The organism is Rhodobacteraceae bacterium IMCC1335 (genome assembly GCA_039640495.1).
GTDB lineage: Bacteria > Pseudomonadota > Alphaproteobacteria > Rhodobacterales > Rhodobacteraceae > Thalassovivens.
Genome location: CP046864.1, coordinates 2,173,236 through 2,190,582, shown reverse-complemented (window position 1 = coordinate 2,190,582; position 17,347 = coordinate 2,173,236). Strand labels below are relative to the sequence as shown.

General features: G+C 50.6%; 16 protein-coding genes and 1 other RNA gene. 9 read left to right on the top strand and 8 right to left on the bottom strand.

The window, feature by feature from the left end; all coding sequences use genetic code 11:
- Nucleotides 1–81: 81 nt before the first annotated feature.
- Entirely contained in the window at nt 82–954 is an 873-nt protein-coding gene (locus GN241_10395; protein ID XAT57735.1) for an NAD-binding protein, read from the top strand.
- 412 nt (nt 955–1,366) lie between these two features.
- The gene (locus GN241_10390) at nt 1,367–4,219 is read left to right on the top strand and encodes an Rne/Rng family ribonuclease (protein XAT57734.1); all 2,853 of its coding nucleotides are present in this window, start codon (nt 1,367–1,369) and stop codon (nt 4,217–4,219) included.
- Between the two features lie 38 nt (nt 4,220–4,257).
- Here the strand turns inward: GN241_10390 and GN241_10385 are convergent, their stop codons facing one another.
- Nucleotides 4,258–4,482 carry a preprotein translocase subunit TatB gene (locus GN241_10385; GenBank protein XAT57733.1) on the bottom strand — a complete coding sequence of 75 codons (225 nt, stop codon included), beginning with the start codon at nt 4,480–4,482 and terminating at the stop codon, nt 4,258–4,260.
- Between the two features lie 91 nt (nt 4,483–4,573).
- Here GN241_10385 and GN241_10380 point away from each other — a divergent pair, with 91 nt between their 5' ends.
- From GN241_10380 to GN241_10370, 3 genes are read left to right on the top strand one after another with little or no spacing between them, the layout of a single operon-like run.
- A complete protein-coding gene (locus GN241_10380) occupies nt 4,574–5,323 on the top strand; it encodes a cytochrome c biogenesis protein CcdA (protein XAT57732.1) in 750 nt (249 codons plus the stop codon).
- A 47-nt stretch (nt 5,324–5,370) separates the two neighbouring features.
- Entirely contained in the window at nt 5,371–6,564 is a 1,194-nt protein-coding gene (locus tag GN241_10375; protein ID XAT57731.1) for a hypothetical protein, read from the top strand.
- Between the two features lie 5 nt (nt 6,565–6,569).
- Nucleotides 6,570–7,913 (top strand): cytochrome P450, encoded by a 1,344-nt coding sequence (locus tag GN241_10370; protein XAT59250.1) that lies wholly within the window; start codon nt 6,570–6,572, stop codon nt 7,911–7,913.
- 40 nt (nt 7,914–7,953) lie between these two features.
- Here GN241_10370 and GN241_10365 read toward each other — a convergent pair whose 3' ends face one another.
- From GN241_10365 to GN241_10335, 7 genes are all read right to left on the bottom strand, one after another.
- Nucleotides 7,954–8,190, bottom strand: a complete 237-nt coding sequence (locus tag GN241_10365; GenBank protein XAT57730.1) for an aryl-sulfate sulfotransferase — start codon at nt 8,188–8,190, stop codon at nt 7,954–7,956.
- On the bottom strand, nt 8,187–8,363 hold the full coding sequence (locus GN241_10360; protein XAT57729.1) for a DUF4169 family protein: 177 nt from the start codon (nt 8,361–8,363) through the stop codon (nt 8,187–8,189). The genes GN241_10365 and GN241_10360 overlap by 4 nt, the downstream gene beginning before the upstream one ends.
- The gene (fumC, locus tag GN241_10355; protein XAT57728.1) at nt 8,360–9,754 is read right to left on the bottom strand and encodes a class II fumarate hydratase; all 1,395 of its coding nucleotides are present in this window, start codon (nt 9,752–9,754) and stop codon (nt 8,360–8,362) included. Before fumC ends, GN241_10360 begins: the two co-directional genes overlap by 4 nt.
- A gap of 115 nt (nt 9,755–9,869) precedes the next feature.
- Nucleotides 9,870–10,370: a hypothetical protein gene (locus GN241_10350; protein XAT57727.1), complete on the bottom strand. Its 501-nt coding sequence runs from the start codon at nt 10,368–10,370 to the stop codon at nt 9,870–9,872.
- A gap of 238 nt (nt 10,371–10,608) precedes the next feature.
- Nucleotides 10,609–10,956 (bottom strand): antibiotic biosynthesis monooxygenase, encoded by a 348-nt coding sequence (locus GN241_10345; protein XAT57726.1) that lies wholly within the window; start codon nt 10,954–10,956, stop codon nt 10,609–10,611.
- Between the two features lie 1,158 nt (nt 10,957–12,114).
- Nucleotides 12,115–12,463, bottom strand: a transfer-messenger RNA (tmRNA) gene (gene ssrA, locus GN241_10340).
- A 51-nt stretch (nt 12,464–12,514) separates the two neighbouring features.
- Nucleotides 12,515–13,276 (bottom strand): GntR family transcriptional regulator, encoded by a 762-nt coding sequence (locus GN241_10335; protein XAT57725.1) that lies wholly within the window; start codon nt 13,274–13,276, stop codon nt 12,515–12,517.
- 97 nt (nt 13,277–13,373) lie between these two features.
- On the opposite strand from GN241_10335, the gene GN241_10330 reads away from it, so the two are divergent.
- The 4 genes from GN241_10330 to GN241_10315 are packed head-to-tail and all read left to right on the top strand — an operon-like array spanning nt 13,374 to nt 17,047.
- Entirely contained in the window at nt 13,374–14,156 is a 783-nt protein-coding gene (locus tag GN241_10330; GenBank protein ID XAT57724.1) for a DUF2182 domain-containing protein, read from the top strand.
- Between the two features lie 24 nt (nt 14,157–14,180).
- Nucleotides 14,181–14,885, top strand: a complete 705-nt coding sequence (locus GN241_10325; GenBank protein ID XAT57723.1) for a DUF1326 domain-containing protein — start codon at nt 14,181–14,183, stop codon at nt 14,883–14,885.
- A gap of 55 nt (nt 14,886–14,940) precedes the next feature.
- Nucleotides 14,941–16,044, top strand: a complete 1,104-nt coding sequence (locus GN241_10320; GenBank protein ID XAT57722.1) for a dimethylsulfoniopropionate demethylase — start codon at nt 14,941–14,943, stop codon at nt 16,042–16,044.
- 10 nt (nt 16,045–16,054) lie between these two features.
- Nucleotides 16,055–17,047, top strand: a complete 993-nt coding sequence (locus GN241_10315) for an acryloyl-CoA reductase (protein ID XAT57721.1) — start codon at nt 16,055–16,057, stop codon at nt 17,045–17,047.
- Nucleotides 17,048–17,347: the final 300 nt, after the last annotated feature.

Sequence of the window (17,347 nt, the reverse complement as noted above, 5' to 3'; positions counted from 1 at the left end):
ATGCCTTTTTAACTGATCTGACCTCTTGCATCGCCTAGCACGAGCAGACACAAGTAGAAAACAAACTTTTGGGAAAATATTATGGCTAAAATTGCATTTTTAGGTCTTGGCGTGATGGGATACCCAATGGCTGGGCATTTACAGGCCAAGGGCCATAACGTGACGGTTTACAACAGGACACAAGAAAAAGCTTCGGCTTGGGTGGCAGAGTATGGTGGGGCGCAGCAAAGCACGCCGCGCGCGGCCGCTGAGGGCGCAGAATTTGTGATGGCCTGCGTGGGCAATGACCATGATTTACGTTCGGTAGTTTTGGGAGATGGTGGGGCATTAATGGGTATGTCCGATGGCAGCGTTTTCGTGGATCATACAACGGTGTCGGCTCTGGTCACGGATGAACTATTCTTAGCGGCGAAATCGAATGGAATTGATTTTGTAGATGCTCCGATTTCTGGGGGCCAAGCCGGTGCGGAAAACGGTGTTTTATCAATCATGTGCGGGGGCGCGCAGACGGCTTATGATCGCGCCGAGCCGGTTATGGCAGCCTATGCGCGCATTTGTCGGCGGATCGGCGGCAGCGGGGCGGGACAGAAAACCAAAATGTGCAATCAGATTGCGATTGCAGGCTTGGTGCAAGGCCTCTCAGAGGCGCTGCATTTTGCAGAAAAGTCGGGCCTGGATGGGCGGGCCGTTGTTGAAGTGATCAGCCAAGGCGCAGCTGGCAGCTGGCAAATGTCAAATCGATACGAAACCATGCTGGATGATCATTTTGAGCACGGGTTTGCTGTGGATTGGATGCGCAAGGATTTAAAGATTTGCCTTGATGCAGCGGGCGAAAATGGTGCTTCTTTACCGGTGACGGCCTTGGTCGATCAGTTTTACAATGATGTTCAGAAGCTGGGGGGCGGTCGTTGGGATACCTCAAGTCTCATTAAACGATTGCGTTGTTTTGATTGACTAGATGCTCATATTTCAATGTTTTTCAATTTGGCCATTGTGTTTATGGGACCAACCACCATATGATGTATTCGATAGGAGCGTTTTAAAATAGGCTCCATCAAACAGTTTCACTGACCTTCGATCAGGCCTTTTCACCGCCCCGAAGAGCAGATTGATTAGACCACGTTCGGTCGACATATCAGCCTAAACCGCAATTGCGGAAGGGGCTTAAATTGGCAGGTTTTGATACCCAACAGGGTCAAAGCTGCTGGAGATGAAAAGCGATGCAAGGCACGCGGAAAACAACAGTTAAAATCGGGGGCTTCCGCTCTCTTCTGTTGACGTGTGCCGAGCTTGCCCGTAAAAGACGCGCCCCAAAGGCTTTCGGTGTGACGCACCGAGCCAGCGGTCAGTCGCGCAATTGGAAAACATGCCTAAGAAAATGCTTATCGATGCCACCCACGCCGAGGAAACGCGCGTGGTTGTGGTTGACGGAAATAAAGTTGAAGAATTTGATTTTGAATCCGAAAACAGACGCCAGCTTGCTGGAAATATATACCTAGCCAAAGTTACCCGTGTAGAGCCCTCTTTGCAGGCGGCTTTCGTCGATTACGGCGGAAATCGCCACGGGTTTTTGGCGTTTTCTGAAATCCATCCTGATTATTATCAAATCCCGATCGCCGATAGGCAGGCTTTGATGGAAGAAGAACAAGCCTATGCTGAAGCGCAGCAAAGGCAGGAAGAGGAAGAAGACGCGCCCAAAAAGCGCGGACGGGGGCGGCGCGGTCGTTCAAAAGCGCAAACAATTGCCACAGAAGACGTGGTTCAGCAGTCTGAGATTGATGAAGATCAAGTTTCCGGAATGGAAACGATCGATTTAACGGATGAGGTGGAAATATCCAGTGTTGGGGCAAAATCGACGGCCCCGGAACCGGTTGATGCTGATGACGCAGCCGTTGCGGGCGATGATCTTGTGAGCGCGCAAGAGGATGACCCGGAGGACGGTGAGACTATTGAAGCGCAAGAGATTGCTGACGAAAAAGAGCAAGAGACCAGCGCTGAGGCGCCGCAGGAGCAGGGCGATCAGGATGCAGCAGGCAGTTCTTTGGAAATTGGCGATGAACCTGATTTCGAAGACGAAGATGACGCCGGCGACACGCACAAACCAAGTTTGTCAGAGCGTGATGAAACAATAGAATCTATATCTGATGATGATGACACATTCGATTTACGCCCAGCGCGCAAGCCGCGCCCGCGTCGCTACAAAATCCAAGAAGTCGTTAAAGTGCGCCAGATCATGCTGGTGCAGGTTGTCAAAGAAGAGCGGGGCAATAAAGGCGCCGCACTTACAACCTATTTGTCATTGGCTGGCCGCTATTGCGTTTTAATGCCAAACACCGCCCGCGGCGGTGGCATCAGCCGTAAAATTACCAATGTGGTTGATCGAAAGAAACTGAAAGAAATCGCCCATGAATTAGAGGTGCCGAAAGGCGCAGGCCTGATCATTCGGACTGCCGGAGCCAAGCGAACCAAAACAGAGATCAAGCGTGATTGTGAATATCTTCAGCGGATGTGGGAGCAGATCCGAGAATTGACGCTGCAATCTATGGCACCAGCGAAGATCTATGAAGAAGGCGATTTGATCAAAAGATCCATTCGCGATCTATATAATCGGGAAATCGATGAGGTTCTTATCGAAGGCGATTGTGGATATCGCATCGCCAAAGATTTCATGAAAATGATCATGCCGTCGCATGCCAAAAACGTGAAAAGCTATCAGGATGCGATGCCCTTATTCGCACGTTATCAAGTGGAAAGTTATCTTTCTTCGATGTTCAATCCTACGGTGCAGTTGAAATCGGGTGGTTATATTGTGATCGGCGTGACGGAAGCCTTGGTCGCGGTAGATGTGAACTCGGGCCGCGCCACGAAAGAAGTCTCGATCGAAGATACAGCGCTTAAAACCAATTTAGAAGCTGCTGAAGAAGTGGCGCGCCAATTGCGATTGCGTGATCTTGCAGGTTTAATCGTGATCGATTTCATCGATATGGATGAGCGCAAAAACAATCTGGCGGTTGAGAAACGCATAAAGGATAAATTGAAAAGCGACCGTGCCCGCATTCAAGTGGGCCGCATTTCAGGTTTTGGGTTGCTCGAGATGAGCAGACAGCGTTTGCGCCCCGGCATGATCGAGGCCACCACGCAACCATGCCCGCATTGTCATGGAACGGGCTTAATCCGCTCTGAAGACAATCTGTCTCTGTCTATTTTGCGGCAAATTGAGGAAGAAGGTGTGCGCCGACGTTCGCGTGAGGTCTTAGTGAAGTGTCCGGTTGTGATCGCGAACTTCCTGATCAATCAAAAACGGGATCATATTGCACAAATTGAAGCCCGCTATGGTTTATCTGTAAGGATCGAAGCGCATCCACATCTTATTAGCCCCGATTTTGAAATTGAGAAATTCAAAACGGCCACGCGGTTTGTACCGGAGGCATCAATGCCTGTGATCTCTGCAGAGGTTGTGCATATGGAGCAGGTGGAGGAAGACGTTGCCGAGCAGGAGGCGCAAGCTGATCTTGACGCGGACGCTGGCGATAGCGACGCCAAGCCGAAGAAACGGCGGCGGCGGCGGCGGCGGCGTAAATCGTCAAACGGAGAGGCTGACAACGCTTCAGACGCGGCCGCTTCCCTGCAAGTAGAAGACAATGGAGAGGCCTCCCCCCCTGCGGAAGAAACACCCCAAGGCGCGTCCTCAGAAGAAGATACGTCTACAAAAACCAGTGAACCAACGCTAAAAGAGAGCGAAAGTGCTGCGCTTGACAGTGAAGCAGGCGCAGACTTGAACAGTGCACCTACCGCGACAGACGAGAAACCAAAGCCTGCCCGCAAGCGTACCCGTAAACCGCGGGCTGCCAAGAGTGTTGAGGCCGAGCCTGAGGCAGATCCAGCCAATTTAGTGGTCAGTACCGCCCCTACCGCTGATCCGTCGGATTCTCCAGAAGAAGCTGAGGTGAAGCCAAAGCCAAAACGGGCGCCACGAAAAACCAAAAAGCAAAAAGAGGCAGAACTTCAGGCCGCTGAAGCGCAAGCTGCTTCTGCTGCAGAGGACGCCGCTGAGGCACCCCAGCCCGCTCAACAAAGTGAAGCCGTTGAGGCCAGCGTGGAAACACCGAGCGCGCCGAATGAAACCGTTTCAGAGCTGAAAGCTTCTAGCGCGGCATCAGATGAAACCAGCGTTGAACCCAAGCCCAAAAAGCGGGGTTGGTGGTCGCGAGGAAGCTGAGATATGCGCCTGCCTCACGTAAACTGGGGCAGGCGGGCTCAGTTTTTTTCGATTTTATACAGGGTAACCCCGTCACTCTGCTCTTCTATTTCCAACAAAATATGGCCCGATTCTGTGCAATAATGCGGCATGTCAACAATCGCGGCCGGATCCGTCGCAAACACGTGAAGGATATCGCCCCGCACAAGCTTAGAAAGCGTTTTGCGGGCTTTTAACACGGGCAGAGGGCATAAAAGACCCTTCGTATCGAGTTTTGTAATCATGAGGCCGAGATATTATTTTACTCTAAAGAAGTCCACTGACTTGTGATTAGCCCTATGCTGGCCTAGATGGAACGCAAGAAGCGGGGGTTTGATGTTTGGAATTGACATAATTGATGCGGGTTTGCTGCCTGGAATGTTGGTTGCATTTCTGGCAGGCATTCTATCCTTTTTGAGCCCTTGTGTGTTGCCAGTCGTTCCGCCCTATTTGGCATATATGAGTGGAATTTCAGCGACTGAATTGACGGATAAATCTGCCTCTAAATCGGCTGTATTGCCGGCTTTGTTTTTTGTCCTTGGATTGTCGACGGTGTTTTTACTTTTGGGCTTTACGGCATCAGCCTTTGGCATGTTGTTTTTAAATTATCAAAGCAGTTTTAACACGCTGGCCGGGCTTTTGGTGATGCTTTTTGGGCTGCATTTTTTAAGCGTTATTCGAATTGGGTTCTTGGATCGCGAGGCGCGCTTTGATGTAGGAGATCGCGGCGGATCTTCGTTTGGTGCATATATATTGGGGCTGGCCTTTGCCTTTGGCTGGACGCCCTGTATCGGGCCACAACTGGGCGCGATATTATCTTTGGCAGCCAGCGAGGCGTCGATTGCCCGCGGCACCATTTTAATGGCAGTTTACGCCTTGGGCTTGGGGCTGCCATTTTTGCTTGTTGCCGCTTTTTTGTCAAAATTGACTGCTACGCTGGGTTGGATGAAACGGCATATGCATCAGATCGAGCGGATCATGGGGCTGCTGTTATGGACCATCGGGTTATTGATGTTGACAGGTGGGTTTTCTGATCTGTCTTATTGGTTGCTTGAGCGGTTTCCTGCGCTTGGCGCGCTTGGATAGGCTTTTCATCGTTGCAATGCGCTTTGCGCGTTGGAAAGGATGGGGCAATGCAGGCACAAGACGTTACACGGCGATTGATTTTTTACGTACCGGGGTTTGATCCTTTTCCCCTGCGCCGCTATCGTGAATTGTATCGCAAGGAAGCAAAGCGACAAGCTGCCTTGGCTGGGTATCAGATTTCTCAATTGCCACCCGATCCCGCTTTGGGCGCAGATTGGGTCGTGGATTCTGTGTTTGAGGGTCACAGGACCTTCGCCGCTTTTATCGTTTTAGGCTGGTCTGATCTTGTCAAACACGCCATGTCTGCCGGCATCTTGCGCACCTATTTGGCCCTGTTTCAAACGCTCTGGATCTATATCTATAGCCGCGCCTTTTTTGATTTGGTTCAAATGCGCAAAGGGCCGGTTATTGCCGCGCTTTATCCTGTGGTGATGCTGCTGGGCCAGCTGTTTATTGCGCTTTTTACGGCTTGGCTTGTAAGTTTGAATTTCAGCAATTTTTGGTTGAGCGTACTTTTCGCCAGCTTTGTTTTTATTGCTGTTTTACGCGGCTTTAAGGCGTTGGACCGGATCTTTTTTGCCTATTATTTGATGCAGGATTTTGCCTTTTCCGCCCAGTTAAGAGGTGCTTATCCCGCGTCTTTGCAACAGCGCATCACTGCCTTTAGCGCCCGTATCGAAAATGCACTCAAGGAAAATTGGGATGAAATATTGGTGGTGGGCCATTCATCCGGCGCGCATATTGCGATCAGCGCTTTGGCGCAGATTGAGCGCTCTGCCGCCTTAGATGAGGCACAAGCTAACGTTGGGTTTCTATCGCTTGGTCAAGTGATCCCCATGGCGGCTTTTCTTCCCAATGCAGGCCAATTGCGGCGTGATTTATACGACATTTCGCGCAGCACTGCTATTTACTGGGTGGATATTACGGCTCCGGGTGATGGCTGCTCTTTTTCCCTCTGCGATCCGGTTGCGGTATCTGCGCTACCATTGGCAGGACAAACTGGCCCGTTGGTTTTATCCGCGGCCTTCTCGCAGGCGCTGTCCCCCACGCGGTGGCGGCGCTTACGATGGCGGTTTTTCAAACTGCATTTTCAATATCTATGCGCCTTTGATGAGACGCGCCATTATGATTACTTCGCGATTACAGCCGGCCCGATCAGCTTGCGCAAACGCTTCTGCAATCGCAAGCCGTCAAAACAAGTGCAAAAGATCGCCTATAACCGCTATAGAGAAATCGCGTGATCGACCTGCCCCCAAAGCCCCATTCAAGACCTGAAAAATATTCTTTTTTGAAGTATTTGAAGGCCTTTCGCCAAGATATAATATCCGCGCAACCTAACCATCTGTATCGCGCTTGGATGGCCGAATTTCGAACAGCTTTTTTTCATTCCTTTTTGATCAACCAACCGGCCTTAATCCAACTGGTTTTGCAGCAGCGCCCGGATGATTTCCCAAAATCTTCGCGGATTGCGACGGGCTTATATTCTTTGTTGGGTGACAGTGTTTTTTTGACCACGGGCAGCACTTGGCAACGGCAGCGGCGCATTGTGAACCCTGCCTTTGAGGGGGGGCGGCTCAAACAGGCTTTTCCGGCCATGCAAGCCGCCGCTGATGCGTTCCTCGCCGAGCTTTCGTCCGGAACGGCCGATGTAGAGCCATTGGCCAGCAAGTTGGCTGCAGATGTGATTTTTCGCACGCTTTTTTCTGTTCCAATCGAAGATAAGACTGCGAGCAAAGTATTTGACGCTTTTCGAACCTATCAGCGTCAACAACCGGTTGCCAATCTGGCTGCGCTGGTGCCCGCGCTGCGATGGCTGCCATTTTGGCAAAATCGTCGAGTGAAGAGATCGGCGCTTGAAATCAGGCGTTTGATCACGCATCTGACCCATATGCGACAAGACCAGATTGCTGCAGGCCGCGCACCGCAAGACTTGGCGACGCGGCTGTTGAGCACGCAAGATCCGGAAACAGGAACGCGGCTCTCCCTATCTGAAATGGTCGATCAGGTGATGATTTTCTTTCTTGCGGGCCATGAAACCAGCGCTGCCGCGCTCAGTTGGGCGTTATATTTGCTGGCGCGCTATCCCCAGTTTCAAGATCAAGTGGCGCAGGAAGCCTCTCATCTGATGGGTTCAGACGATTTTGCCGCAATGCGAAACCTGTCGTTCACGCGTGATGTATTTCGCGAGACGCTGCGCCTTTATCCCCCCGTGCCGATGATGGTGCGCGAGGTTGGGCAAACGGGCGAAGTTTTTCGGGGCCGCCGCGTGCCTAAAAATAGCCTGATCATAATTAGCCCTTGGTATGTGCAGCGGCACAATCGGATCTGGGAACGTCCGGATGAATTTGACCCCTTGCGTTGGCAAGAAATGCCGGCCGCTGACTGCCAGCGTCAGGCCTTTTTGCCATTTTCTTCCGGGCCACGCATCTGCCCTGGTGCAGGGTTTGCGATGGTTGAAGGGCCTTACCTCTTGGCGCGTATCGTTCAGAAATATCGTTTAAGCTGCCGCGATTTGCCGGTTCCGCAGCCCTTGGCGCATCTCACTTTACGGGCGAGGTCAGGAATTTATCTGCGTTTTGATCCCCGCTAAGGCCGTTGCAGTAGCGCATGATTTCCCGCAGGAACGAATGTTAATTATCGTTATCGCGGCTCAATCGCATATAATATTGTAAAACATAATCGCGAATTGCGCTTGCCAAACCTTCTTCGAAGGGGCGCTCTTCATCTATTTTGGCTGCCAATGCGTTGATGGCCAGGTTTTCATCTGCGGCAATTTGGCGAAAAGCGGTCCAAAACCTATCTTCAAGCGAAACGCTTGTGCGATGGCCGCGCAAGGTTAATGAGCGTTTTTTAGGCTTGAGGCTCATCGATCGATTTTATGCCCCTCAAGATGCGCGTCTAGACGATTTTGCGCATTTTGGTCTGCCTTTTTCTGGACCTTTGTCCGCCCAAATTTCACCGCGTTTTCAGCGGCTTCATTTTTTTTCTGAGCGGCTTGTTTTGCTTTTCGAAATTGGTTGAGATTGATCGCTCGGCTCATGCTTTGGGCCCGACCATGTTTTCTGGGCGTACCACCCGTTCGAAAGTTTCTGCATCCACAAATCCAAGCGCGATGGCTTCTTGTTTTAAAGTGGTGCCGTTTTTATGCGCTGTTTTGGCAACTTTTGTGGCGTTGTCATAGCCAATCTCAGGCGCCAAAGCGGTGACCAGCATCAAGCTTTCGCGCATCAGTTTGTCGATACGGGTTTCATCGGCTTCCAACCCATCGATCAAATTATCGGTGAAGGCATTGCATGCATCGCCAAGCAGCTGCATCGATTGCAACACGTTATAGGCCATCATGGGTTTATAGACGTTCAGTTCGAAATGCCCTTGGCTACCAGCAAACCCGACAGCGGCATCATTGCCAAACACTTGCGCGCAGACTTGCGTGAGGGCTTCGCATTGTGTTGGGTTTACTTTGCCCGGCATGATCGAACTGCCAGGTTCATTCTCGGGCAAGATCAATTCACCAAGCCCGCAGCGGGGGCCTGAGCCGAGCAAACGAATGTCATTGGCAATTTTAAACAAGCTGGCTGCCGCTGTTTTTAAGCTGCCCGATATTTCTACCATCGCATCATGCGCTGCCAAGGCCTCGAATTTATTTGGCGCTGTCACAAAGGGCAAACCCGTGATTTTCGCCATATTGCGGGCGACAAGAACATCCCAACCATGTTTGGTATTCAGGCCGGTACCCACCGCGGTACCGCCTTGGGCCAATTCATAAATATCTGTAAGGCTGGTTTTGATCCGCTTGATCGCCATCGCAACTTGATGCGCATAGCCTGAAAACTCCTGTGATAAAGTCAGCGGCGTTGCATCTTGGGTATGCGTGCGGCCAATTTTGATGATGCCCTCAAAGGCCTCAATTTTCACCAAAAGGGCCTTATGCAGTTTTTGCAAACCGGGCAGCAAAACCTTTTCGGCAGTCATCGCGGTGGCAATATGCATGGCGGTTGGGAATGTATCATTTGAGGATTGGCCCATATTGCAGTGATCATTGGGATGCACCGGCTCTTTTGAGCCGATCGTGCCACCCATCAGCTCGATCGCTCTATTGGCGATTACTTCATTTGCATTCATGTTGGATTGGGTGCCCGAGCCCGTCTGCCAAACCACCAAGGGAAAATTATCGTCAAACTTGCCGTCGATCACTTCCGTAGCCGCCTCGATGATCGCGGTTGCGCGCGCGCTGTCCAAACTGCCAAGTTCTAGATTGGCTTCTGCGCAGGCGCGCTTAATCACCCCTAAGGCGCGAATAATTGCAATAGGCTGGCGCTCCCATCCGATCGGGAAGTTTAAGATCGAGCGTTGCGTTTGGGCGCCCCAATATTTGGTATGATCAACCTCTAACGGACCAAAGCTGTCGGTTTCTGTTCTGGTCTCTGTCATGGGGGGATCTCCGGTTTGGGTTATTTCTATCGCTTTTAAAGTCGAGTTGCTGCCTGAGCAATATCCCGCTTTATATAAATTTAAGGGTTTATTTTGTTTGGTTTAAGCGGCGTATTTATTTCCGAAAGCTGTCCAAGCTGACCACATCTGCTTTTTGTGTGTCGCTGTTGGATTTCTTAAGCTCGGGCTCATTTAATCCAAGAACCTCCAGCGGTCTTTCTGGCGTTTCCTGGGGATCCAAGTCTTCATCAGAATCCTCCTCATCGTTTTTTTCAAACCGAACTCCGAATTCGACTGAGGGATCCACGAAGGTTATAATCGAGGCATAGGGGATATAAAGCGCTTCGGGTTCATCGCCAAAGCTGAGCGTTACGGAAAATCCATCCTCTTGAACCACGAGGTTTTCGAACCAATGCTGCATGACGATGGTGATTTCGTCGGGATAACGCGTTACCAGCCAATCGGCGATTTCAACATCAGGATGCATTGTATCCAAGGTAATGAAGAAATGATGCTCTCCTGGAAGCCCGTTATCGGCCACGCGTTGCAAAACTTCTTTTATAAAGCCGCGCATCGCCCGATTCATGATATTTCCGTAGTCTAAACCGCCGTTCATCTCGATCCCCTGCTTATTTGCACCCACAATAAAAGGTTTTGCGCATTGTGAAAGAGTGCTCGGCGACAAATCCCAAAGATTTTCGATTTAAGCTGATAATCGCGGGTCTACGGCCGATTTTCGTGGCATGCCGAAGCAGAGTTTAGGAATATCCGAGAAGACATTTTACAAAATGTGCGCCCTGTCCGAAGGCGGCGGTAAATCCCCAACATCGGCGCAAAATGCAAGAAGACCGTTTTTAAGTATCATGATGGGAACGGCTGTCTGCGGGCGCTTCAGCACGCTGGTGCATGCCATAATCCCGCAAAACATGGGTGACTTTCAGCCGGTAATCTGAAAATATCCCTTCTCGACCCAATCTTTGCGCGGCCCGATGCTCGGCCAGCGCGCGCCATCGGTCGACGGCGGCTTGATCTTCAAAAAAGGAAATAGATAAGAGCTTGTCGGGGTTGCTCATGCTCTGAAAGCGCTCAACGCTTATAAAGCCTTCAATCTCTTCTACCATCGGGCGCATAGCGGCGGCGATATCTAGATAATCCTGCTTGCGCCCAGCTGCTGGTATAACTTCAAAAATTATGGCGATCATTTGCGCCCCCTCTCACGTCTCCATCACATCTTGCAACAGTCTTGCAGATAGTTTTGGTTTTGAACAGGTTGCCTGAGGGGCTGTAACAAATTGCGAATGGCAGAAATCGGCCTGCGGCTTGATAGAATGCCCAGTTGTTTTTGCATAGCGGGTATGTATCGGCAGATCTAACTAACCTGCGAGATCTGCACTATCTCTGTGGCAGATAAAGGAGAGTACTATGTCTAAATTTGTATTGCAGCTTAGCCGAAAATTCTTGGCTTCATTTGATAAATCAGCCGCATGCCACACTGAAAAGTCACGCGGTTTATATTTGTGAGGATGTTCCAATAGGGCAGGGCGCCGCGGTCAAATTTTGTGAAAACAAGTTGCTTCCACCCTGCCTTTGGTTCATCGAAGGCGATTTTTTGATAAATTTTGGCGGGTGTGTGGCCGCGCAGTTGTGGTTTTGATCTACCTCGCTTTTGTAAAGATCGTAAGATTTGTTCTGACGGGGACATTTGAGGTTTGATTTTAGTGAGTTTTAAAAAACAGTCGGTTATTTTTGAGCTAAAATAGCTTTTCAGAGGTAAATAAGAATGCATATGGGGTTAATGACACATCTTACAGGCGCGTGTATTTCAGTAGCTCTGGTTATGGCCCTTTGCCCTTAAAATCACTGTGGCTTGGTAATAATGCCACGGCATAATTATCAATTTGGTATTTCTGACAACTGATTTTTCCCAAAGTTATATGGCGTCGAAAGAGATCTAAATATTTCGAATTTAATTGAACCCAAATTATTTCTGATTGGCGATTGGTGCAAAGCCTGCATAGATCAAAAGCGCGAGGGGGGATGTTTTTTTTATTTAGATGGCGTTGAGCGCGAACAGCACCTAAACGCATCTGGTCGAGACTGTGTTTTGCCGCCTCACCACATATCCGCAGCGAAGTTTTGGCAATTGGCCGCGATTTTCAACAGATTTTGACCTGATGATTGCCAAAAGGGAGCATTTTCCTCTTTTGGCGTATTCAATTTTCAGCGTTTGCAAGAAACTTTCTCAGCGCAATCATGGTGTGCCGCCGTTGTAAATCTTAGAAAATGAAAGGCTGTTTTCAAGCCCCCGCTGTGCCGGATTCGGCTCCATAGCAAGCGCTATCTTCACACATCAAAGGAAAAGTGAAGGCTTCTGTTGCCAGGTGCCTTCGAACCCCGCCTAAGGCTGCAAAGCGTTAGGGCTTAAGTTTTCAATAGTTCCGGTCGCTTACGCGGCCATCGCCATTGGAGCACGATTGTCATTTGCAATTGTACATTTTGAACCGATACGGTGGTATCTCGCCGAAACAAAGCTAACCCTTTTACACGTTCGTCGATCCTATTTCGACCCCTCAGCCGCCAAATGAACGGTTTTTGGTGGAGTCGCCGGGTACCGCCCCCGGGTCCGATCCGGTTATTATGAGCGCGTTTATGTTCATAGTTCCAAAGAACAGTGTTAGAATATTATAGGCTTGGGCTGATTTCAATAGGCAATGCCGTGACCACCTAGATTTAAGACTTTTCCAAGCTTAGATCTTTCAATCAGGCTTGAGCTTTTTGGCTATCAATGTCGGCTTTGATTTTTTGCTTGGCTGCAAACACATTATCCGCCAGGTTTTTCGTATAATCGCTTAGCGCCAGTAACGCATGTTCTATCTGCTGTTGATTACGTTGTTCAAGCGCATCTGCGATATCTGTATGCAAACTGATGATTTTTTCTCGGTTACGCGCGGTAAAGGTGATCATATTCATCAGCGGCTGCATCGCTTCAACAGCTCCGGCTAATTGATAAGATAGGATCACGTTATGCGCCGATTCCACCAAGGCCCGATGAAAGGTCACATCTGACGCACACCAGCCTTCATCGCTTAAGCCCGGTTGGGTTTGACGGTGTATTTCAGCGCGCATGGTTGCCAACTGGTCTGCCGTTCGGCGCTGGGCGGCGAAAGGCGCGCAAGAGCGTTCAAGCGCAAACCGCGCCTCGCAGGCCACGTCAAAGCTGACATCATTCATCGATAAAAGCAGCGTTGAGGTGGTGATTTGTTGGCTATGGGCCTCTTCATAGCTGATCTGGTTGATAAAAGCCCCGCCAAACGCGCCGCGCTGCGTGCGGATCAAAGATTGGGCGGCCAGCCGTTTTAACGCTTCGCGCACGGTGGGGCGCGAGACTTCGAATTGCTCGGCCAGCTCGGCTTCTGAGGGCAACCGATCATTCACGTTCAACTGACCGCTTATAATCGCGTCGCGAATGGCCTTTGCGATTTGGGCTGAGTAATCAGCATTTTTTGTGGGATCAATTTTCATTTGTCAGACAATTAAAAGTCTGACATTAAAAACGCAAGTTCTATCTGTGAGTCGGTATTTGACCCTGCCTCAGCGATCATATTAACAGGTCTACTTTATGAACCAAAAACTAATTCCTTTTAGAAACGTATTTTGGCTTGGTTTCTTTGCCTGTATTCTGCTGGCGTGGTGGGTTTTGTTTGATATGAGTCTGTCCATGGGGCTGGATCTGATTGGACGGCCGGGTATGATGGCCGAAAAAATGCGTGGTTTGGACCCGAGTATGGGAATGCCGATGCCGATGGCGCGGTTTACCCCGGTATTTGGAATGTGGGCGATCATGATGGCGGCGATGATGCTGCCCACCATGGTGCCGACCTTGCGCAGTTATGAGGATTTGGTGATCAGTGCGGATGGCACGCGGGCCGGTTGGCTGGGCGTGGTTTTGGGCTATATAATCATCTGGCTGGCGTTTGCTGCGGCGATTGCATCAGTTCAATTGTTGATGCTTTATCAAGGCATCGTCGACATGTTGGGGATAGCCAAATCAAAAGCAGTCTCCGTTGCGTTGTTGGTTGCCGTTGGCGCGTTTCAATTCACCCGCATGAAAGAGCTGTGTCATGGGGTTTGCCACAGCCCAAGCTTGTATTTCTTAGGGAAGTGGAAGCCGGGTTTTAAAGGCGGCGTTCGTATGGGCCTGGGCCTTGGTGCATTTTGCGTGGGCTGTTGTTGGGGCTTTATGGCTTTGGGGTTTGTCGGGGGCGTTATGAGCTTGCTGTGGATGGGGACTGCGACTTTATTCATGGTTCTGGAAAAATTGCCTCAAATAGGACAGCGGGTTACAAAGCCGATGGGTATTTTGTTGATCTTGGGCGGCGGTGTTCTCGCCGTTGCAGGGTAAATTTGTAAATGGGAGTGATGAAAAATGGCGGTTAAAAAACGTCCAGATGCGGATAGGTTGCCGATCAGTCAGAGAATTGATCAGCGCATGGATAATCCCAAACGCCGGAAGATGAATCCCACGGATTGGGCGATTAAGGGCGAGTTGTTTATGAATTGCTCTTGCACTGTCTTTTGCCCCTGCGTGGTGTCTTTAGGCGCGCATCCGCCCACGGAAGGGCATTGCCATGCTTGGATGGCGGTCGTGATCGATGAGGGCCATTATCAAGGTGAAAGCCTATCAGGTTTGAATATTGGTCTGCTTGTCGACATCCCAGGGCGGATGGGCGAGGGCCAGTGGAAAGTGGCGGCCTATATCGATGAGCGCGCCAACCAAACCGCCTATAATGGGTTGCTGAAAATTTTCAGCGGTGCGGCTGGTGGAACGACGGGGTTATTTACCATGCTAGTGTCTGAGATTATTGGCGCCGAGCGTGAAAAAGTGGAAATAATGCGCGAAGGCAATCGCCGCGGGCTGTATATCGGCCGAAAAATCGCTGGCGAGATTGAAGCTTTGGAAGGCAAAGATGCGGACAGCCCGGTTATGATCCAAAATTCCAAATATTGGATGGGTCCGAATATTGTTGCGGCGCGCGGTTTAAAATCAAAAGTGCGCGACTTTGGGCGTGTTTGGGATTTTGGCGGCAAGTCAGCTGAAATTTGTCAAATTGATTGGCATGGGCCGAAATAGCGGCTCTTTTCGTAAATTTTTGGGTATTCCCATTTTTGTCAAAGGTTGAATAACGATGGCTTTGATTTCTCCTTCGCGCCGTTTGCGGCGCACTCCGTTCTCTGATGGCGTGGAAGCTGCGGGGGTGAAAGCATATACGGTTTATAACCATATGCTGTTGCCAACGATGTTTCGTTCGATCGAAGAAGATTACCATCATCTCAAATCTGCGGTGCAGATCTGGGATGTGGCCTGCGAACGCCAGATTGAACTGCGCGGCCCTGATGCAGGGCGTTTAATGCAGATGCTGACCCCTCGGGATTTGCGATCAATGCTGGCGGGGCAGTGTTTTTACGTGCCGATCGTGGATGAAACCGGTGGGATGCTGAATGATCCGGTTTCCGTCAAGATTTCGGATGAGCGTTGGTGGATTTCCATTGCCGATAGTGACCTGCTGTATTGGGTTAAAGCGATCGCGCATTCTTTGCGTCTTGATGTTTTGGTGGATGAGCCTGATATCTCTCCTTTGGCCATTCAAGGCCCAAAGGCGGATGATTTGATGGCGAGCGTTTTTGGGGATGCTATTCGCGATATTAAGTTTTTTCGGTATGGGATGTTTGATTTCCAAGGCCGCACCTTGGTTATTGCGCGGTCGGGATATTCAAAACAAGGCGGATTTGAAATTTATGTCGAAGGCTCGGATATCGGGATGGATCTTTGGAACGCGTTGATGGAGGCTGGAAGGCCGTATGATGTGTGGGCGGGTTGCCCAAATTTGATTGAGCGGATTGAGGGTGGTTTGCTGAGTTATGGCAATGATATGACAATGCAAAACACACCCCATGAATGTGGTTTGGGTAAGTTTTGCAACACGCAAACGGCGATTGGGTGCATCGGGCGCGACGCGCTGTTGCGGGTTGCCAAAGAAGGCCCTGTAAAACAGATTCGTGCGCTCGAAATTGAGGGAGGGCCCGTAGGCTCTTGCGATCAGCTCTGGCCGGTGATGGTCAAAGGCAAACAAGTCGGCGCTGTCAGTTCAGCCGCTTGGTCTCCTGACTTTAAAACCAATGTTGCGATCGGTATGGTGCGGATGACACATTGGGACGCCGGCACCGATGTTGATGTGATGACAAAAGATGGCGTGCGCGCAGCGCGCGTGCATGAGAAATTTTGGATTTAAAGGAAAACCTATGTTCAATGCAGTTTTGATTGAAAAAGACGAAGATGGAACGGTAACCGCTGGGATAAAAGCGTTGTCCGAAGAGCAATTGCCAGATGGGGAGGTGACCGTTGCGGTGGAATATTCCACGGTGAATTACAAAGATGGTTTATGCTTTACCGCCAATGGCGGTGGTTTGGTGCGCAATTATCCGCACGTGCCGGGGATCGATTTTGCCGGAACGGTTGAGAGCTCGCAAGATCCCCGTTATTCCGCAGGTGATAAGGTGGTTCTGACCGGTTGGCGCGTTGGCGAAGCACATTGGGGGGGCTTCTCTCAAAAAGCGCGTGTGAAGGCCGATTGGCTTGTGCCGCTACCCGATGGCGTGACACCGCGACAAGCGATGGGCGTTGGCACCGCGGGCCTCGCTGCGATGTTTGGTATTCTTGCGCTTGAAGATCACGGTCTTACACCTGAGAAAGGTACGGTTTTGGTGACAGGCGCCGCGGGAGGCGTGGGCTCAATTGCAGTCGCGATATTGTCGAATTTAGGGTATAACATCGCCGGCGTGACGGGGCGACCTGAAAGCGAATCCTATCTAAAATCATTGGGGGTCAGCGAAATCATACCGCGCGATGAGGTGAATGAGGCGATCAAACGGCCGATGGAGTCGGCGCGTTGGGCGGGGATTGTGGATGCGGTTGGCGGCGAAATGCTGGCCCGCGTTTTAGGCCAATTGGTTTATGGCGGTTCGGCCGCTGCGATTGGCAATGCGGGCGGTGCGAAACTGCCCGCTAGCGTTATCCCATTTTTATTGAGAGGCATTAACCTCTTGGGCATCGATTCGGTTATGCAGACTTATGAAAATAGGCTTCGCGCCTGGCAGCGGATCGGCAAAGATTTACCGATGGACAAGCTTGAGGCGATGATCAGCCCGGCGGTGTTGGCTGATATGCCCCAAGTGGGGGCTCAAATCCTGAAAGGTCAAGTGCAAGGGCGCGTGGTTGTGGATGTGAATGGGTAGAGCCCTTTAAAAAGCTCCGCCGCGAGGTGTCAAAACCTTGCTCGGGCGGAGCTTTCGATCACGATTGTCATTTGTTGAAACCAGGTTGCCCCCGGACTCTTCTTGATAAACAGCGATTTGAGCATCTTCTTGAGCCTCTCGCCAAATTATTTGTTTTCCCGAGTCAGTTTCGGTGGAGAGCTGCCAGTTTCAAGTGGCCCGTAAAAACCAGTGCTCACGCTGTCCGCCATTAAAGGAAGATCGAACAAGAAACCCGTTTCATGGTTTAACGTGGTCGAGCACGGGTCGGAACGAAGTAAA

Coding starts and splice junctions, on each gene's coding strand:
- GN241_10395 (XAT57735.1), top strand. CDS start 82: ATGGCTAAAATTGCATTTTTAGGTCTTGGCGTGATGGGATACCCAATG.
- GN241_10390 (XAT57734.1), top strand. CDS start 1,367: ATGCCTAAGAAAATGCTTATCGATGCCACCCACGCCGAGGAAACGCGC.
- GN241_10385 (XAT57733.1), bottom strand. CDS start 4,482: ATGATTACAAAACTCGATACGAAGGGTCTTTTATGCCCTCTGCCCGTG.
- GN241_10380 (XAT57732.1), top strand. CDS start 4,574: ATGTTTGGAATTGACATAATTGATGCGGGTTTGCTGCCTGGAATGTTG.
- GN241_10375 (XAT57731.1), top strand. CDS start 5,371: ATGCAGGCACAAGACGTTACACGGCGATTGATTTTTTACGTACCGGGG.
- GN241_10365 (XAT57730.1), bottom strand. CDS start 8,190: ATGAGCCTCAAGCCTAAAAAACGCTCATTAACCTTGCGCGGCCATCGC.
- GN241_10360 (XAT57729.1), bottom strand. CDS start 8,363: ATGAGCCGAGCGATCAATCTCAACCAATTTCGAAAAGCAAAACAAGCC.
- fumC (XAT57728.1), bottom strand. CDS start 9,754: ATGACAGAGACCAGAACAGAAACCGACAGCTTTGGTCCGTTAGAGGTT.
- GN241_10350 (XAT57727.1), bottom strand. CDS start 10,370: ATGAACGGCGGTTTAGACTACGGAAATATCATGAATCGGGCGATGCGC.
- GN241_10345 (XAT57726.1), bottom strand. CDS start 10,956: ATGATCGCCATAATTTTTGAAGTTATACCAGCAGCTGGGCGCAAGCAG.
- GN241_10335 (XAT57725.1), bottom strand. CDS start 13,276: ATGAAAATTGATCCCACAAAAAATGCTGATTACTCAGCCCAAATCGCA.
- GN241_10330 (XAT57724.1), top strand. CDS start 13,374: ATGAACCAAAAACTAATTCCTTTTAGAAACGTATTTTGGCTTGGTTTC.
- GN241_10325 (XAT57723.1), top strand. CDS start 14,181: ATGGCGGTTAAAAAACGTCCAGATGCGGATAGGTTGCCGATCAGTCAG.
- GN241_10320 (XAT57722.1), top strand. CDS start 14,941: ATGGCTTTGATTTCTCCTTCGCGCCGTTTGCGGCGCACTCCGTTCTCT.
- GN241_10315 (XAT57721.1), top strand. CDS start 16,055: ATGTTCAATGCAGTTTTGATTGAAAAAGACGAAGATGGAACGGTAACC.